13 protein-coding genes and 1 riboswitch are annotated in these 14,709 nt (G+C 62.4%); of the genes, 8 read left to right on the top strand and 5 right to left on the bottom strand.

Annotation, left to right across the window (positions count from 1 at the left end; genetic code table 11):
• Nucleotides 1–2 precede the first annotated feature (2 nt).
• The 4 genes from AC02Y0_RS16950 (at nucleotide 3) to AC02Y0_RS16965 (ending at nucleotide 3,146) form a co-directional block, all read left to right on the top strand.
• A complete protein-coding gene (locus tag AC02Y0_RS16950; protein ID WP_102020741.1) occupies nucleotides 3–440 on the top strand; it encodes a response regulator in 438 nt (145 codons plus the stop codon).
• Between the two features lie 13 nt (nucleotides 441–453).
• Nucleotides 454–1,494 (top strand): sensor histidine kinase, encoded by a 1,041-nt coding sequence (locus tag AC02Y0_RS16955; RefSeq protein ID WP_476380028.1) that lies wholly within the window; start codon nucleotides 454–456, stop codon nucleotides 1,492–1,494.
• Between the two features lie 87 nt (nucleotides 1,495–1,581).
• Nucleotides 1,582–2,796 (top strand): bifunctional phosphopantothenoylcysteine decarboxylase/phosphopantothenate--cysteine ligase CoaBC, encoded by a 1,215-nt coding sequence (gene coaBC / locus AC02Y0_RS16960; RefSeq protein ID WP_476380029.1) that lies wholly within the window; start codon nucleotides 1,582–1,584, stop codon nucleotides 2,794–2,796.
• Complete coding sequence (locus tag AC02Y0_RS16965; protein WP_102020738.1) at nucleotides 2,793–3,146, top strand: MmcQ/YjbR family DNA-binding protein; 354 nt, start codon at nucleotides 2,793–2,795, stop codon at nucleotides 3,144–3,146. The genes coaBC and AC02Y0_RS16965 overlap by 4 nt, the downstream gene beginning before the upstream one ends.
• 10 nt (nucleotides 3,147–3,156) lie before the next feature.
• Here the strand turns inward: AC02Y0_RS16965 and AC02Y0_RS16970 are convergent, their stop codons facing one another.
• Nucleotides 3,157–3,984: a class II glutamine amidotransferase gene (locus AC02Y0_RS16970; protein ID WP_476380030.1), complete on the bottom strand. Its 828-nt coding sequence runs from the start codon at nucleotides 3,982–3,984 to the stop codon at nucleotides 3,157–3,159.
• Between the two features lie 241 nt (nucleotides 3,985–4,225).
• On the opposite strand from AC02Y0_RS16970, the gene AC02Y0_RS16975 reads away from it, so the two are divergent.
• Complete coding sequence (locus tag AC02Y0_RS16975; RefSeq protein ID WP_006724991.1) at nucleotides 4,226–5,137, top strand: pirin family protein; 912 nt, start codon at nucleotides 4,226–4,228, stop codon at nucleotides 5,135–5,137.
• A gap of 79 nt (nucleotides 5,138–5,216) precedes the next feature.
• On the opposite strand, the gene thiD is transcribed toward AC02Y0_RS16975, so the two are convergent.
• Entirely contained in the window at nucleotides 5,217–6,044 is an 828-nt protein-coding gene (thiD, locus tag AC02Y0_RS16980; RefSeq protein ID WP_476380031.1) for a bifunctional hydroxymethylpyrimidine kinase/phosphomethylpyrimidine kinase, read from the bottom strand.
• A gap of 51 nt (nucleotides 6,045–6,095) precedes the next feature.
• Nucleotides 6,096–6,192: riboswitch (TPP riboswitch) on the bottom strand.
• Nucleotides 6,193–6,376: 184 nt separating this feature from the next.
• Here thiD and AC02Y0_RS16985 point away from each other — a divergent pair.
• Nucleotides 6,377–6,994 carry an HAD-IA family hydrolase gene (locus AC02Y0_RS16985; protein WP_476384065.1) on the top strand — a complete coding sequence of 206 codons (618 nt, stop codon included), beginning with the start codon at nucleotides 6,377–6,379 and terminating at the stop codon, nucleotides 6,992–6,994.
• 46 nt (nucleotides 6,995–7,040) lie between these two features.
• On the opposite strand, the gene AC02Y0_RS16990 is transcribed toward AC02Y0_RS16985, so the two are convergent.
• A complete protein-coding gene (locus AC02Y0_RS16990; RefSeq protein WP_476380032.1) occupies nucleotides 7,041–10,772 on the bottom strand; it encodes an autotransporter domain-containing protein in 3,732 nt (1,243 codons plus the stop codon).
• 137 nt (nucleotides 10,773–10,909) lie between these two features.
• Nucleotides 10,910–12,493 (bottom strand): peptide chain release factor 3, encoded by a 1,584-nt coding sequence (locus AC02Y0_RS16995; RefSeq protein WP_476380033.1) that lies wholly within the window; start codon nucleotides 12,491–12,493, stop codon nucleotides 10,910–10,912.
• Between the two features lie 87 nt (nucleotides 12,494–12,580).
• On the opposite strand from AC02Y0_RS16995, the gene dut reads away from it, so the two are divergent.
• Together dut and AC02Y0_RS17005 are read left to right on the top strand one after the other, a co-directional pair.
• On the top strand, nucleotides 12,581–13,057 hold the full coding sequence (gene dut, locus AC02Y0_RS17000; protein ID WP_476380034.1) for a dUTP diphosphatase: 477 nt from the start codon (nucleotides 12,581–12,583) through the stop codon (nucleotides 13,055–13,057).
• 8 nt (nucleotides 13,058–13,065) lie between these two features.
• A complete protein-coding gene (locus AC02Y0_RS17005; protein ID WP_476380035.1) occupies nucleotides 13,066–13,950 on the top strand; it encodes a GNAT family N-acetyltransferase in 885 nt (294 codons plus the stop codon).
• 21 nt (nucleotides 13,951–13,971) lie between these two features.
• Here AC02Y0_RS17005 and AC02Y0_RS17010 read toward each other — a convergent pair whose 3' ends face one another.
• Entirely contained in the window at nucleotides 13,972–14,604 is a 633-nt protein-coding gene (locus AC02Y0_RS17010) for a LysE family translocator (protein WP_476380036.1), read from the bottom strand.
• Nucleotides 14,605–14,709: the final 105 nt, after the last annotated feature.

A 14,709-nucleotide genomic window follows, 5' to 3' on the forward strand; every position in this document is an offset into this window, starting at 1 on the left:
ATATGAAAGCCGTGGGTAAAGAAGTCACCATCATCATGGTCGAGGACGACGAGGGTCATGCCCGTCTGATCGAAAAGAACGTACGTCGCGCCGGCGTGCACAACGACATCATCCCGTTCACCAATGGGACCGAGGCGCTCGACTATGTTCTCGGCAAAGATCGCAGCGGCAAGGTTTCAGAAGATCGCTATTTGCTGATCCTGCTCGATCTCAATCTCCCCGACATGTCGGGCACCGATATTCTCGAAAAAATCAAATCAAATCCGCATACGCGACGGCTCCCGGTCGTCATCCTCACGACGACGGATGACGAGCGCGAAATACAGCGGTGCTACGATCTTGGGGCCAATGTCTATATCACCAAGCCTGTCGATTACGACAATTTCGCCAATGCCATTCGCCAGCTCGGATTGTTCTTCTCCGTCATGCAAATTCCCTGACGGCGGCCCGGCGATGCGCTTCAGCGTCCTATACATTGACGACGATGCAGCCATCGCCCGGCTGGTGCAGAAGCATATGGGCCGCCTCGGACACGAGGTGGCACATGCAGAGAATCCAGACGAGGCGCTCCACCTCCTGCAGACTGAAACCTTCGATGTCGTCGTGCTTGACCACTATCTGCGCCAAACGACCGGCCATGATGTGCTCGCCCGCATGCGGGAGGCCGAGATCGATGTGCCCGTGGTCTATGTCACCGGGTCCAACGAGGCGCAGGTTGCGATCGAAGCGATCAAGGCGGGTGCTGCCGACTATGTGATCAAGACCGTCAGCGACGACTTTCTCTCGCTGCTGTCGAGCGCCATCGAGCAGACGGTGGCAAACGCACAGCTGCGGGCGGCAAAGGTCCGGGCCGACGAAGAGATCCGTCTGGGCAAGGAGCGGGCAGAAGCCCTTCTCGCCGAGGTGAACCACCGTGTCGCCAATTCGCTGGCGCTGGTCGCAAGCCTTCTCAGGCTGCAGATCTCCAGCGCCAGGAGCGAAGAGGTGAAGGCGGAGCTTGCAGAGACCCAGGCGCGCATTACCGCCATCGCCGGCATGCATCGCAGCCTCTACACCTCGGACGATGTCAGCCGGGTCGAACTCGACCGGTATCTCAGCCGCCTCACCGCAGAACTCTACAGCTCGCTGCACAGCGCGGAAAAGCCGATCCGCCTGCTGCTCGATGCCGATCAGATTTCGATGAGCGCGGACAAGGCGGTTTCGGTCGGCATGATCGTGACCGAACTCGTCACCAATGCCTTCAAATATGCCTATGCCCCCGGGCAGCCCGGCGATATCCGCGTGCACCTGAAGATGCTCCCCGACGGTGCAGCGATGCTGCGCGTCGAAGACGACGGCATCGGCATCGATCCTGAGAGTGCGCCCAAGGGTACCGGCCTTGGCAGCCGTATCGTCAAATCCATGGCGGCGACGCTGGGGGACGGGCTGCATTATCTTGAAGGCACGAATGGCACCGTGGCCGAGGTTCCCCTGAAGCTCGACGGCACGGGCTGAGGCACGTTTACCACTCTGGCGTCCGGTGATTTGCCAGCGACCCGATTTGCGTTAGGGTCGCGCCGCAGACATTAAGGGTTGTTCTTCATGAGCTTGGCCGGAAAGCGCATATTGCTAATCATCGCAGGCGGCATCGCCGCCTATAAGAGCCTGGACCTCATCCGGAGGCTTCGGGAGCGCGGTGCAAGCGTGCGCCCAATCATGACCCGTGGCGCCCAGGAATTCGTCACGCCGCTTGCCGTCGGCGCTCTCTCGGCCTCGCATGTCTATACCGAGCTGTTCTCCCGCGAGGATGAGCAGGATGTCGGCCATATCCGGCTGGCGCGCGAATGCGACCTCGTGCTCGTCGCACCCGCCACCGCCGACCTGATGGCGAAGATGGCAAACGGGCTGGCCGATGACCTTGCCTCGACCGTGCTGCTTGCCACCGACCGTCCCGTGCTGATTGCACCAGCGATGAACCCGAAGATGTGGGCACATCCGGCCACGCAGAGAAACTTTGCGGTGCTCCAGCGCGATGGCATCCAGGCGATCGGACCGATGGAAGGCGAGATGGCCGAAAGCGGCGAGCGCGGGCGCGGCCGAATGGCCGAGCCACTCGACATCGTTGTCCGGGTCGAAGATCTGCTCTCAGGTCCGAAGCCACTGAGCGGCATGAAAGCTATCGTCACCTCAGGGCCGACCCATGAGCCGATCGATCCGGTGCGCTATATTGCCAATCGCTCCTCGGGCAAGCAGGGGCATGCGATCGCGGCAGCCCTGGCACGTCTCGGCGCGGATGTGACGCTGGTTTCAGGGCCGGTCACGATCGCGGATCCCGTGGGCGTAAAGACCCTTCATGTCGAGCGCGCCGACGAGATGCGCGACGCCGTCCTATCCGCCCTTCCCGCCGATATTGCCGTGATGGTCGCCGCCGTCGCCGACTGGCGGGTGGCGACGTCTGCGGAACAGAAAATCAAGAAGCAGCCGGGCGAGGCGCCGCCGCCGCTCGAGCTCACGGAAAACCCAGATATACTCAAGACTGTCGGCCATCATGCCCAGCGTCCTCGTCTCGTCGTCGGCTTTGCCGCGGAGACCGAGAATGTCGAAGAAAACGGTAAGGGCAAGCTCGAGCGCAAGGGCGCCGACCTGATCGTCGCCAACGACGTGTCCCCGGAAACCGGGATCATGGGCGGCGACCGCAACCGGGTGAAGCTCATCAGCCGGGACGGCGTGGAAGGCTGGCCGGATCTTTCCAAGGACGAGGTCGCCGAACGGCTGGCGCTCTGGATCGCAACCCAGATCGGGGGGACCGGCGCATGAGCCTGTTTACCCGCCCTGATTTCGATGCCTTTACCGAAGGCTTCGCCGGAACCACACTCATCGACCAGTGGGACAGCCGTATCGCCAAGGTCGGCGACAAGGTCTTTGCACTGCTGACAGACGCCGAACGGCGGATCTGCTTCAAGGTCAGCGAGGAAAGCTTCGAGATCCTCACATCACTTCAGGGCGTGTCGCAGGCCCCCTATTTCGCCAAGCGCAAATGGGTGACGGTGAACCCGGATACGGAACTCAGCGAAGCGGATGTGCGGGAATATCTCACGCGCTCCTATCGCACGGTCAGCGCCTCGCTGACACGCAAGCTGCGCGCGGAACTCGGCATCGTCGAGTAAAGCCCAGGTCTCAGCCTGCCGCCATGGCCGGCTGACGGATCTGGTCCACGCGGGTGCGCGCGACCTCCGGCTTGAACTCGGCGGCATCCAGTCCGTTTTCGCTGAGGATCACGGCACTGCCGGCGGGAATTTCCACCCAGGTATCGGTCTCGTCGTTCAGAGGCTCCGACACGAGACAGAAGCTGCCCTTCGGCCCCATGGGTGCTGCAAACAGCGTCGGCGCATATTCGTCCGTCGAATAGCGTACGGCATAGAGCGTCTTGCCATCGGAGAAGGCCGCTGTCAGGCGGATGCGGGCCGTGCCCGTCAGATGCAGGCTGATCTGCTCGACGAAGCCCACGGCCTCGCTCATGGCGGCGATCGGGCGTTCCCGCAGCCCGAACTGGAGGGCGAGCAGGAAAAGCAGCTCGCTGTCGGTCGTGCCGACGCGTGCGTGGAAATGCTCGTCATCCAGCATGCCTTCCATCGGCCGACGGATGCGATCGAAATTGTCGATCTGGCCGTTGTGCATAAATGACCAGTTTCCCTGCACGAAGGGATGGCAGTTGTCGCGGCGGGTGGCGCCATGGGTCGCGGCGCGCACATGGGCGAGGAAGAGCGGGGAGCGGATCTGGCTTGCGAGGCTCTTCAGATTGCAGTCAGACCAGGCCGGCAGCACATCCCGGAAGCGGCCGGGCTCAGGGCGGTCACCATACCAGGCAAGGCCAAAGCCATCGCCATTGGTCGCCGTCTTGGCGCGGGTCGCACAATGGGATTGCTCGATCAGGGAATGCGCAGGCGAGGTGACAAGCTCCTCGAGGAAGATCGGAACGCCACGGTAAGCTGCCCAACGACACATATGCTTTTTGCCCCAGTTCCATCGAACCGACTGCTCGTTTTCAACAGTCTTGGCCCGATAGACTAATGATTTGCAAACATGGCATCCTTCATGACAAAATTTTGTCGGGCAGTGCAACATTCTTCCTGACGTTGACTGGCACAAAAGTGAACACTGCGTTCTGTTCAGCGGGCCTGCGTGCACCGGCCCCCTCGCCTATATTGCCACCTGAGCAAAGAGCCGTTTCCCGAGGAGGCCCCGAATGTCCATCCGCCCCGTCAAGCATGAGAGCCGTGCCACGCCGACCATGGAGGGTGCGGGCGTGAAGCTGCACCGCGTCTTCGGCTTCGGCGATCCCTCGATGACCGACCCCTTCCTGATGATGGACGATTTCCGCAACGACGAGCCGATGGATTACGTTCGCGGCTTTCCCTGGCATCCGCATCGCGGCATCGAGACGATCACCTATGTGCTGGCCGGCACCGTCGAGCATGGCGACAGCCTGGGCAACCAGGGCATGCTGGGCGCGGGTGATCTGCAATGGATGACCGCCGGCAGCGGCATCCTGCATCAGGAAATGCCGAAGGGCGACTTCGCCGGCCGCATGCATGGCTTCCAGCTCTGGGCCAACCTGCCGTCTTCGCTGAAGATGACGAAGCCGCGCTATCAGGACATCAAGTCGCCCGAGATCCCCGTTGTCATCGATGATGACGGCACGTCTGTGCGGGTTATCTGTGGCGACTTCTGGGGCAAGAGCGGCCCTGTCGACGGCATCGCTGCCGAGCCAGTCTATCTCGACATCTCGGTGCCGCCCGGCAAGCGCAAGACATTCCCGGTCGATACCTATCGCTCGGCCTTCGCCTATATCTTCGCCGGCTCCGGCTCGTTCCGCGACGCATCCAAGCCCTTCGGCGTCAAGGTCGAGAAGGAATACATGGGCGAGGAGCTGAATATCCGCGACCTCTCCGGCAACCGGACTCTAGTCGTTTTCGACACCGGCGACGAGATTACCGTGCAGGCCGGCGAACAGGGCATCCGCTTCCTGCTGGTGACCGGCAAGCCGATCAAGGAGCCAGTCGCCTGGCACGGTCCGATCGTGATGAACACCCGCGAGGAACTGATGCAGGCGATGAAAGAGTTGCAGAACGGAACCTTTATCAAGGCCGATCATTAACCCCACGCAGTCAAGTTCACTTCAACCCGGCGTCTCCAGCGCCGGGTTTTCTTTTTGCCTGAATTCACCGTCTCTGAGTTCAAGCCGGCGTCGAGGCCTGCCAAAGCGCATGGAAATGGTGGACCGGTCCGTGCCCGGAGCCAACCGACAGAGTGCCCGATGTCCGAACGGCCTCCTTAAGCCAGGTCTTGGCGGTGCGTACGGCCTCCTCGACATTTCTCCCCTTCGCCAGTTCAGCCGCCAGCGCACTCGACAGAGAGCAGCCGGTGCCATGGGTATTGCGGGTCTCGATACGGTCGGCCTCGAACCAGGTCACCTGTCCGTCCGCCACCAGCACATCAGGGCTTTCGCCACCGGCAAGATGGCCACCCTTGATCAAGACGCCGCGGGGGCCGAGCGTCGTCAGCCTGATCGCCTGGGATTCCATGATGCGCCGGTCGCAGGCTTCGGGATCGCCGAGCAGGGCTGCAGCCTCAGGCAGATTCGGCGTGAGCAAGGTTGCAAGCGGCAGGAGTTCAGTCTTCAGCGCCTCGACGGCATCCGGATCGAGCAGGCTTGCCCCACCCTTGGCGATCATCACGGGGTCGAGCACGATGGGAATGCCGCGATGGGGCTTCAGCGCCTCGGCGACGGCCCTTGCGATCCCGGCATTGGCGATCATCCCGATCTTCACGGCATCGACCCTGATATCGGTAAAGACCATGCGGATCTGCTCGGAAACGAATTCGGGATCGAGCGGCACAACGGCAGAGACGCCTTGCGTGTTTTGCGCCGTGAGCGCGGTGATGGCCGCCATGCCATAGCAGCCACGGGCGGAGAAGGCCTTGAGATCGGCCTGAATGCCGGCACCACCGGAGGGATCGGAGCCGGCGATGGAAAGGACATTGCGGATTGGGTAGGCTGTCATGTCTGCTTCTCCTCAGACGGCGAAGAAGCGACGGGCAGGACGCGGAGAGCCCGCGGCACCCGAGCGACTCCCTCCGCCAGCATGATCTGGTTCAGGTTCAAAGGGTGCTTCTCAGCCCGGCTTGCGCCAGACGCCCCTGTCTCTCGTGTCAAAGACTAGGGCAGAGAGAAGGCCCTGTCACCTGTCATCCCGGCCTATCCCGATTAAGTGTTTGCAGGCCGGGTTCAGAGCCGGTACGGGAGCCTCAACGTGCGTTCGACCAAAGGATCCAGGCCTTGCATCATTCCCCCGACCGGCTTTTCGACCGCTTCTATGACGCCTTCCTCTTCGATATGGACGGCACGCTGCTCAACTCCATCGCCGCGGCCGAGCGCGTCTGGAGCCGCTGGGCGCTCAAGCATGGGCTTGATCTCCAAACCTTCCTGCCGAGCATGCATGGCAAGCGCGGGGTCGACACGATCAGCGCGCTGAACCTGCCCGGCATCGATGTGGTGCAGGAGGCCCTTGAAGTGGAGCGCGGCGAGATCGAGGATCTCGAGGGCATCGTTCCAATCCCGGGCGCCATCGCCTTCCTTCAGAGCCTGCCGGCCGAGCGCTGGGCGATCGTGACCTCGGCACCATCTGCCCTCGCCCGCGCGCGCATTGGCGCTGCCGGCCTGCCGCAGCCACTCCAGATCGTTACAGCGGAAGACGTGAAGATCGGTAAGCCCGATCCCGCCGGCTATCGCCTTGGGGCCGAGCGGCTGGGTTTCGATCCTTCCCGCTGCCTGGTGTTCGAGGATGTGCTGGCCGGCGTCAGGGCTGGAGAGGCTGCGGGGGCCGATGTCGCCGTCATCACGGCCACCCATGCCCATCCGCTCGAAACCTCTCATCCGACCATCGCCAGCTATGAGCATCTGCGCGTCGATTTCCACGCTTCGCAGGGGCTGCGGATCGGGCCTGCGCGCTGAGGGGAAACGCGGGGCGCTCAGCCGCCCCGCACTGGTCGCACTCTCATCAGAACTGCTTCTGAAAATTCAGTTTGACGGATTGCGCATTGCCACGGTTGCTGTAGCTGCCGTCGAAATCCAGGCCGATCGTCGTCATCGGGGCGATGGGCATGTCGATGCCGGCCTGCAGGACGAGGCTGTTTTCCGCGACCGTCTTGCTGGAGGTGACGAAATCGCTGCCACCGGAAAAGGACAGGGTCGAGGCCGTTTCCGTATCGCCAAAAGCATGCTGCCATCCGGCAGCCCCCCGGACTGTTGCATTCACGCCGGCCAGCGCCACCTCGGTCCCGGCCCGGAGACCGATATTGGTGAAGGTGAGGTTCATGTCGCTCGCCGCGCGCGACAGGGAGGCGGCACCACCTTCTTCGGTGAAAGCGGGCGTGTGCATGTGGACCTGGGCGAGGTTTGCGAAGGGCTCCAGGCGCACGTCCTGGACCTTGATCTCATAGCCCAGCTCCGCAAAGGCCTGTGCGGTGTTCGTCCCGTAGTCCGCCGAGAGCTGGTCGGTGAAGCCGCCAAAATCGACCGTGCGTTCGGTCGAGACCTGCTGGTGCTTGTAAAGCGCACCGAAGCGAAATGCGAGCGCACCCCACTGGTTGCCGCCATAGATCCCGATATCGAAATCATCGCTGTCGCCGCTCGACAGACCGTCGCTCAGCTCGAAGGATGCCGCGCCGTAACCGCCGAGAATGCCGAGGCGCCAAGTGGTGTCGGCCAGCACTGTGTCGATGCCGAAGGCTATGCCGCCGATCGAGTTTGAGAGATCGGCATCGCCGTTCTCGCCGAAGCTCTTGCCCCAGCCGCCATAGGCTTCGGCCCAGGCAACGGGGCCGGCCTTTTCCGGCGTCACCAGGATCGACTCTGCCGCCAGTTCTGCCGGGGTCTTCGCCTTTTCTTCGCCATAGGCCAGCGCAGCGGTATTGCCACCCGTGGTGCTGCCGAGGGAGACGACATTGGTTTGGCCGGCGCCAACGGAACCGAAGGCGGAGCGCATGCGATTGCCGCCCAAACTGCGGATCAGGCCGCTATTATCCAAGCTCGCACTGACGCTCTGGCCATGGACTTCGCCGGAAAGCTGCTGGAAGGCCGTCGAGGCCGCGTCATCGTCCAGGACGACAACCGCGTCGTAGACCGCATTGCCCGAGCCCAGGCTCTCGATTGCGCCTGCCGTCGCAGACTGGTTCGTCGATTGCGCGATATCGGCGAAGTCGGTCGCATTGCGGGTCAGTGTCATCGTCACATCATTCGCATCGTAGCCGAGCGCGGCATCAAGGAAGCTGTAATCCGTATCGACCGTGTCGAAGGTTCCGGTCAGGCCGCCATCGGCTGAGAGAATGACATAGGACTGGTTGGCCGCATAACCGCTGGAGGGCCCTACATGCAGAACGGAGCCTCCGGTGAGGGTTGCCGTGCCCGTGGCATGCAAGAGGTCGCTGGCGCCGGTCGAGGTGTTGACGTCGACCTCATAGCTCGCGCCCGCGTCGAAGACCAGATTGCCGTCGACCGTCAGGGTTCCGACGCCGGAGCCCCCGGGGGTGACCGTGGCACCACTGGAGACCGTGGTCTCCCCCACCGTGCCCGTCCCGCTCAGCGTTCCCCAGCCGGAGACGGAGAGTGTGCCGCCAAGCGTGGCGTTGACGAGGTTTAGCGTGCCGCCGCTGATATTCGTATCGCCGGTGAAAGCGCTGCCATTGCCTTCGTAGATGACCGTGCCATTGGCCACAGCGATCTCGCCGGTTCCTTCGATGCGCGCGTCGAAGGAAACATCATCACCGCCGAAATTGAAAACGAGCTTGCCCGTACCGTTGCCAAAATCGATTTCGTTGACATCGAAACTGGCACTGCCGCCCGCCGTCTGCCCAAGGGCTGCGCCGATGATGAACGTGCCTGTGGAACCAGCCTGCCGGGCAATCTTGATCTCGTCTGCGGAGACGAAACCGCCGCCCGTGACAATCAGCGTGCCAGTGCCCGCGTTGCCGATCAGGAGGTCCCCGGTGGTGGCCCAGGTCGAGCCATTGCCTGAAACCGTGGCGGTACCTGTCGATCCGGCTTCATTGCCGATGAGACTGCGCAGCGAAGTCACGTCGCCGCCCAGGGCGATGGTCATCGCACCATTTCCGAAACGGCCAACATTCAGGTCGCTCGAAACGGTCCAGCGTGAACCATTGCCGGTGACGAGCATCTCGCCATCGGCTCCTGCCAGATTGCCGAGAATACCCTGCAGGTTTTGAATCCGGCCACCTGCCGAGATCGTCACCGAGCCTTCTGACAGGTTGCTATGACCGACGATAAGGTCGCCGCTCATGACCCAGCTCGAACCCGTGCCATTCACTGTGGCTTCGCTGTTAGAGCCGTTGTCCGTGCCGACATAACCGTCTGTACTCGTCAGGTCGCCGCCGGTCAGAAGCTGGAGCGTACCATCACCGACATTGCCGACGAAGAAGACACCGGTGTTCTGCCAGAGGCTGCCGTCGCCGGAGATCGTGACGAGGCCGGATCCGGAGGCATCGTGGCCGATGAGGCCACCGGTCGAGGTGATCTTGCCGCCATTGGTAATGTTGACGGTGCCTTCGCCCAGCCCGCCGACGCTGATGCGGTCGGAAAGGTTCCAGAGCGAGCCCGTTCCGTCGACATTGACCGTGCCTTCCGACCGTGTGCTGTCGCCCAGGATTGCAGAGGTGCCGTTGACGGTCGCGCCGGCGAGGATATCCAAGGTTCCGTTGCCTGCGACCGAACTGGACGTGTCGGAGCGATCGCCACCAACAAGGAGGGCACCAGTGGTCCAGCTGGAGTCCGTGCCGCTGACGGTGACAGAGGACGTCGAGTGGCGGCCGATGACAGCACTGCCATTCGACACCGTGGCACCCGCGAGAATGTCCAGTGTGGCGTCACCGAAGGAGCCGACGAAGAGCTCTCCGGTGTTGACCCATGTGGTCCCTGCACCCGTGACCGTGACGCTGCTGCCGTCAGTACCCGCCCCACTCCCGATATAGGCCGCCGTTCCGGATACATCGGCGCCTTCCTTGATCAGCAGGGTGCCGACACCATCGCCACCAATCGTCAGAGCATTTGAGAGCGTCCACTGCGACAAGGTCGCGACCGTGGCACTGCCCGAGGAGCCGATGCCGTCCGCGATGACCGTGCGCCCCGTCGTTGCCGTGGCGGCCTGCTCCAGGGTGAACGTGCCGTCTCCTGCATAGCCGATATAGAAACTCGTCGCTTCGAAACGGCTCTGGTTCGAGACGTTGAGCGTGCCCTCTCCTGTGAAGCCTGCGCCGAGATAGACGACGCCGCCGAGAAATTCGCCCTGGGTCAGCACGTTGACGGTGCCGGTCCCATTGTTGCCGATATAGGTGGAACCCGTATTGGCCCATTCCCCGAGGTTGCCGCTGACCGTGATCGTGCCAGACGAACCGCTGTTGTAACCGAGGGTCGTGTTGGTGGTGTTGAGCCCGTTCTGAACGGTGAGGCCACCGGCAGACACAATGCCGACGAAGAGGTTTTCTGCCGCCGCATCCTGACCATTGATCACGACGCCCATCTGGCCGATGCGTGCATCATCGCCAGCCACCGGTGCACCGGTGCCCCATTCCCAGTTGCTGCCCGTGAACCAGTCAGTCGAGGTTGCGCCAGTCCAGCTGACCGAGCCGGCCTGTGCTGCACCTGTCAGGAAAGGCAGGATGCTTGCCGATGTCAAAAGCGCCCGCAGGCGGGCCTTACGAGAAAATGTCTTGAACAAAACGCCCCGGTCGCAACGACCGCCCACACAAGATTTGAAGTTGTATGAACAGTATCACGCCGAGGCGAACAGCAAAGGTCAGTATCCGGCCAAAATCCGCAGGGATTCGGACCACTTCTGGGCAGATTACGGCTTGGTCACGCCGCCTTGGCGACGTGATATTCCTTGATGGCAACCATCTTGATTGCCGGGTAGCGCTCGGACTCGTAGCGCAGCGAGAACTGGTCCTGCGCCATGAAGACCGGGTCGCCGTCGAGATCCCGGCAGATGTCGCCGCGGCGCTGGGTCATGAACTTTTCCAGATCGTCCTTGTTCTCGGCCGAGATCCAGCGGCAGACGGAGAAGCGCGACATTTCGAAGGAAACCGGCAGGCCGTATTCGCCCTGGAGGCGTTCCTTCAACACGTCGAGCTGCAGCGCGCCGACGACGCCGACGATGGCGGGCGAGCCGTCTTCCGGCGAGAAGAGCTGCACGACGCCTTCTTCTGCCATCTGCTGCAGGGCTTCCTTCAGCTTCTTCGCCTTCATCGCATCTTCCAGCCGCACGCGGCGAAGAATTTCCGGCGAGAAGTTGGGCACGCCCTGGAAGACGAGGTTCTCGCCTTCGGTCAACGTGTCGCCGATGCGGAGCGTCCCGTGGTTCGGAATGCCGACGACATCGCCGGCGAAGGCGGTGTCGGCCAGCTGGCGCTGGGAGGCAAAGAAGAACTGCGGTGCCGTCAGGCCCATCTGCTTGCCGGTCCGGGCCAGGCGGGCCTTCATGCCGCGCTCCAGTTTCCCTGAGCAGATGCGGGCAAAGGCGATGCGGTCGCGGTGGTTGGGATCCATGTTGGCCTGGATCTTGAAAACGAAGGCCGTCATCTTGTCTTCCGCCGCGTGGACGGTGCGCGTATCGGCCACCTGGTCGCGCGGCGGGGGCGCATAGGCACCCAGCGCATTGATCAGATCGCGCACACCGAAATTGCGCAAAGCGGAGCCGAAGAAGACCGGCGTCATGTGGCCTTCGAGGAAGGCCTTGTGATCGAAGGGTCGGCAGGCTTCCTGCGCCAGTTCCAGCTCGTCGATAAAGGTGGCGCGTTCGTTTTCCGGCAGGTTTTCAGCCACGTTTCTCGGGCTGTTGACGGCGAGCGCCTCGACCTGCTTGTCGGAGCCACGGAAGGTGTTTTCGACCAGATTGTAGGAGCCGCAGAAGCTCTTGGAGCGGCCGACCGGCCAGGTGATCGGGGCCGTATCGAGCGCAAGCTTCTCTTCGACCTCGTCAAGGATCTCGAAGATATCCCGACTTTCGCGGTCCATCTTGTTGACGAAGGTGATGATCGGAATGTCGCGCATGCGGCAGACTTCGAACAGCTTCAAGGTCCGCGGCTCGATACCCTTGGCGGCGTCGATGACCATGACGGCGGCGTCGACGGCGGTCAGCGTGCGATAGGTGTCGTCGGCGAAGTCTTCGTGACCGGGCGTATCGAGGATGTTGAAGACATTGCCTTCATATTCGAAAGTCATGACCGAGGTGACAACCGAGATGCCGCGCTCGCGCTCGATCTTCATCCAGTCCGAGCGGGTCTGGATGCGATCCTTCTTGGCTTTCACTTCACCGGCGAGCTGGATGGCGCCGCCGAACAGCAGCAGCTTTTCGGTCAGCGTCGTCTTACCCGCGTCCGGGTGCGCGATAATAGCAAAGGTGCGGCGGCGGGAGACCGCCTCGGCGAGCGTTTCAGCCATATCTCAGGAATTCCTTGTGGTCGGGCGGTTATCTAGCGTTTCGAGGGCCAATATGCAATTGAGCGCGGTCAACAAAGGAATCTCGCCATGTCCTCCATCAGCCCCGAAATCCTCGGCCCCGTCCTGAACCTGAAGCGACTGCCGCATGGCGCGAGCCTCGACGTGCCGGCTTACGAGACGGCGGGGGCAGCCGGCATGGATCTGCGCGCGGCGGTCGGAGACGAAGAGCCAATGACACTTGTACCGGGTGCGCGGGCGCTGGTGCCGACGGGCTTCGTCATGGAAATCCCTCAAGGTTTCGAGGCGCAGATCCGGCCGCGCTCCGGCCTTGCCTTCAAAAACGGCGTGACCTGCCTCAACACACCCGGCACCATCGACAGCGACTATCGCGGCGAGGTGAAGGTGCTCCTGATCAATCTCGGCCAAGAGGATTTCTTGATCACCCGTGGCATGCGCATCGCGCAGGTGGTGATTGCGCCGGTGACCCAGGTCAGGGTGGCCGAGGTGACGGAGACATCCGACACGGCGCGGGGTGCCGGCGGGTTTGGCTCGACGGGGGTGTGAGGGCGCCCATGCCGGAAACGCTCGCGCTGCGGGAAGGCTACTTAGGAGATCCCGCGGCGTTTCAGGCGCTCGCGGATCTGCTCCAGGATATCTTCGGCATCGACATCTCTCTCCAGATGGCCCTGGGCGGACCTGATCCCACATCCATGCCGTTTGGCTACTTTGATCCGTCAGGACAGTGTGTTGCGAATTTCTCGGCCTTCTCGATGCCGCTCTTCGTCAATGGACGGGTGGTTCGGGCCGCTGGCTACCAGTCTGGCGCCGTGCGGCCGGACTATCGCGGACAAGGGCTATACCGGGCCTTGATGCAGAGGGCCTTCGACTGGGCGGAACGCGAAGGCTTCGAAGCCGGGATACTGCTGACGGACAAGCCAGGGCTTTATGAACCCTACGGCTTCCGGACCGTGCCGCAGTTCCGATTTCATGGTGCCGTTCCACATGCTGACTTGGCCGTGCTCATGGCGCGAGACCTCGACCTGAAGCAAGAGGCGGATCTCGAGAGCGTGCAGGTGGTGCTCGAGGCTCGGCAACCCGTCTCGGAGATCTTCTCTGTCGTGCGGCAAAAGGAGATGTTCCTGCTCAATGCCCACTTCGATCCGGACATCCGGCTGAGCCTGCTGAAAGAAGACGATGCGGTCATCGCCTGGAAGCCCCAGGGGGAAACGTCGCTGCAGATCCTGGATGTCGCGGCACGCCAGATCCCACAGCTCGGCCATATCGTGGCGAGCCTCGGGGCGCATTTTGAGCGGGCAGAGGTATTCTTCCCCGTAGATCGGCTCGGTTGGGACGGTGTGGCAACACCGCATCAAGGCGACTGTGTGCTCATGGTAAAGGGCCTGGACCTCACGTCCCTGGCTCGGCCCTTCATGCTCTCGCCGCTGGCGGATTTCTGAAGAGCGGCCTGTTCCGGATATTCAGCGCTGTGCCTCCGTCACCATGCGGATCGCGAGAGCCGCCAGCACCGTGCCCATCAACCAGCGTTGCACCACCATCCAGAACGGGCGGCCGGCGAGAAAAAGCGCGATGGTGCCGGCTGAGAGGGCAATCAGGCCATTGCCCGTCACGCCGATGATAATTTGCGTAAAGCCCAAAACCAGCGACTGGAGCAGCACACTGCCGCGCGCTGGATCGATGAACTGCGGCAGAAGCGACATGTAGAGTATCGCGACTTTGGGGTTCAGCAGGTTGGTGACAAGCCCCATGACAAAGAGCTTGCGGGGACTGTCGGCAGGCAGATCACGCACCTGGAAGGGCGAGCGCCCACCAGGCCTCAGCACTTGCCAGGCGAGCCATCCGAGATAAAGCGCGCCACAGAATTTCAGAACCTCGAAGGCGAAGGGAACGGCGAGCAGCAGGACGGTGATGCCGAAGGCTGTGAGAAGCATGTAGACGACAAAGCCGAGAGCCACGCCGCCCAACGAAATGAGGCCTGCCATGGGGCCCTGGCAGATAGACCGGGACACCAGATAGATCATGTTCGGCCCGGGCGTGAGGACCATACCAAGGCAGATCAGGCTGAAGGCAAGGAATGCGGGGAGGCTTGGCATGACATCGTTTCCTCACGGCGATTGATGCCTCCTAACGGCAACCGGCTGAGAGCCGCAATCGCGATCGTGTCACCGTTGCAAGTCTTTCCGCCCGAGATTAGGAAT

This window comes from Allorhizobium sp. nf9_anc, assembly GCF_056323085.1.

Bases quoted from the DNA above. Each gene is read 5' to 3' on its own strand.
- AC02Y0_RS16950 (WP_102020741.1), top strand. From the start codon at position 3: ATGAAAGCCGTGGGTAAAGAAGTCACCATCATCATGGTCGAGGACGAC.
- AC02Y0_RS16955 (WP_476380028.1), top strand. From the start codon at position 454: ATGCGCTTCAGCGTCCTATACATTGACGACGATGCAGCCATCGCCCGG.
- coaBC (WP_476380029.1), top strand. From the start codon at position 1,582: ATGAGCTTGGCCGGAAAGCGCATATTGCTAATCATCGCAGGCGGCATC.
- AC02Y0_RS16965 (WP_102020738.1), top strand. From the start codon at position 2,793: ATGAGCCTGTTTACCCGCCCTGATTTCGATGCCTTTACCGAAGGCTTC.
- AC02Y0_RS16970 (WP_476380030.1), bottom strand. From the start codon at position 3,984: ATGTGTCGTTGGGCAGCTTACCGTGGCGTTCCGATCTTCCTCGAGGAG.
- AC02Y0_RS16975 (WP_006724991.1), top strand. From the start codon at position 4,226: ATGTCCATCCGCCCCGTCAAGCATGAGAGCCGTGCCACGCCGACCATG.
- thiD (WP_476380031.1), bottom strand. From the start codon at position 6,044: ATGACAGCCTACCCAATCCGCAATGTCCTTTCCATCGCCGGCTCCGAT.
- AC02Y0_RS16985 (WP_476384065.1), top strand. From the start codon at position 6,377: ATGGACGGCACGCTGCTCAACTCCATCGCCGCGGCCGAGCGCGTCTGG.
- AC02Y0_RS16995 (WP_476380033.1), bottom strand. From the start codon at position 12,493: ATGGCTGAAACGCTCGCCGAGGCGGTCTCCCGCCGCCGCACCTTTGCT.
- dut (WP_476380034.1), top strand. From the start codon at position 12,581: ATGTCCTCCATCAGCCCCGAAATCCTCGGCCCCGTCCTGAACCTGAAG.
- AC02Y0_RS17005 (WP_476380035.1), top strand. From the start codon at position 13,066: ATGCCGGAAACGCTCGCGCTGCGGGAAGGCTACTTAGGAGATCCCGCG.
- AC02Y0_RS17010 (WP_476380036.1), bottom strand. From the start codon at position 14,604: ATGCCAAGCCTCCCCGCATTCCTTGCCTTCAGCCTGATCTGCCTTGGT.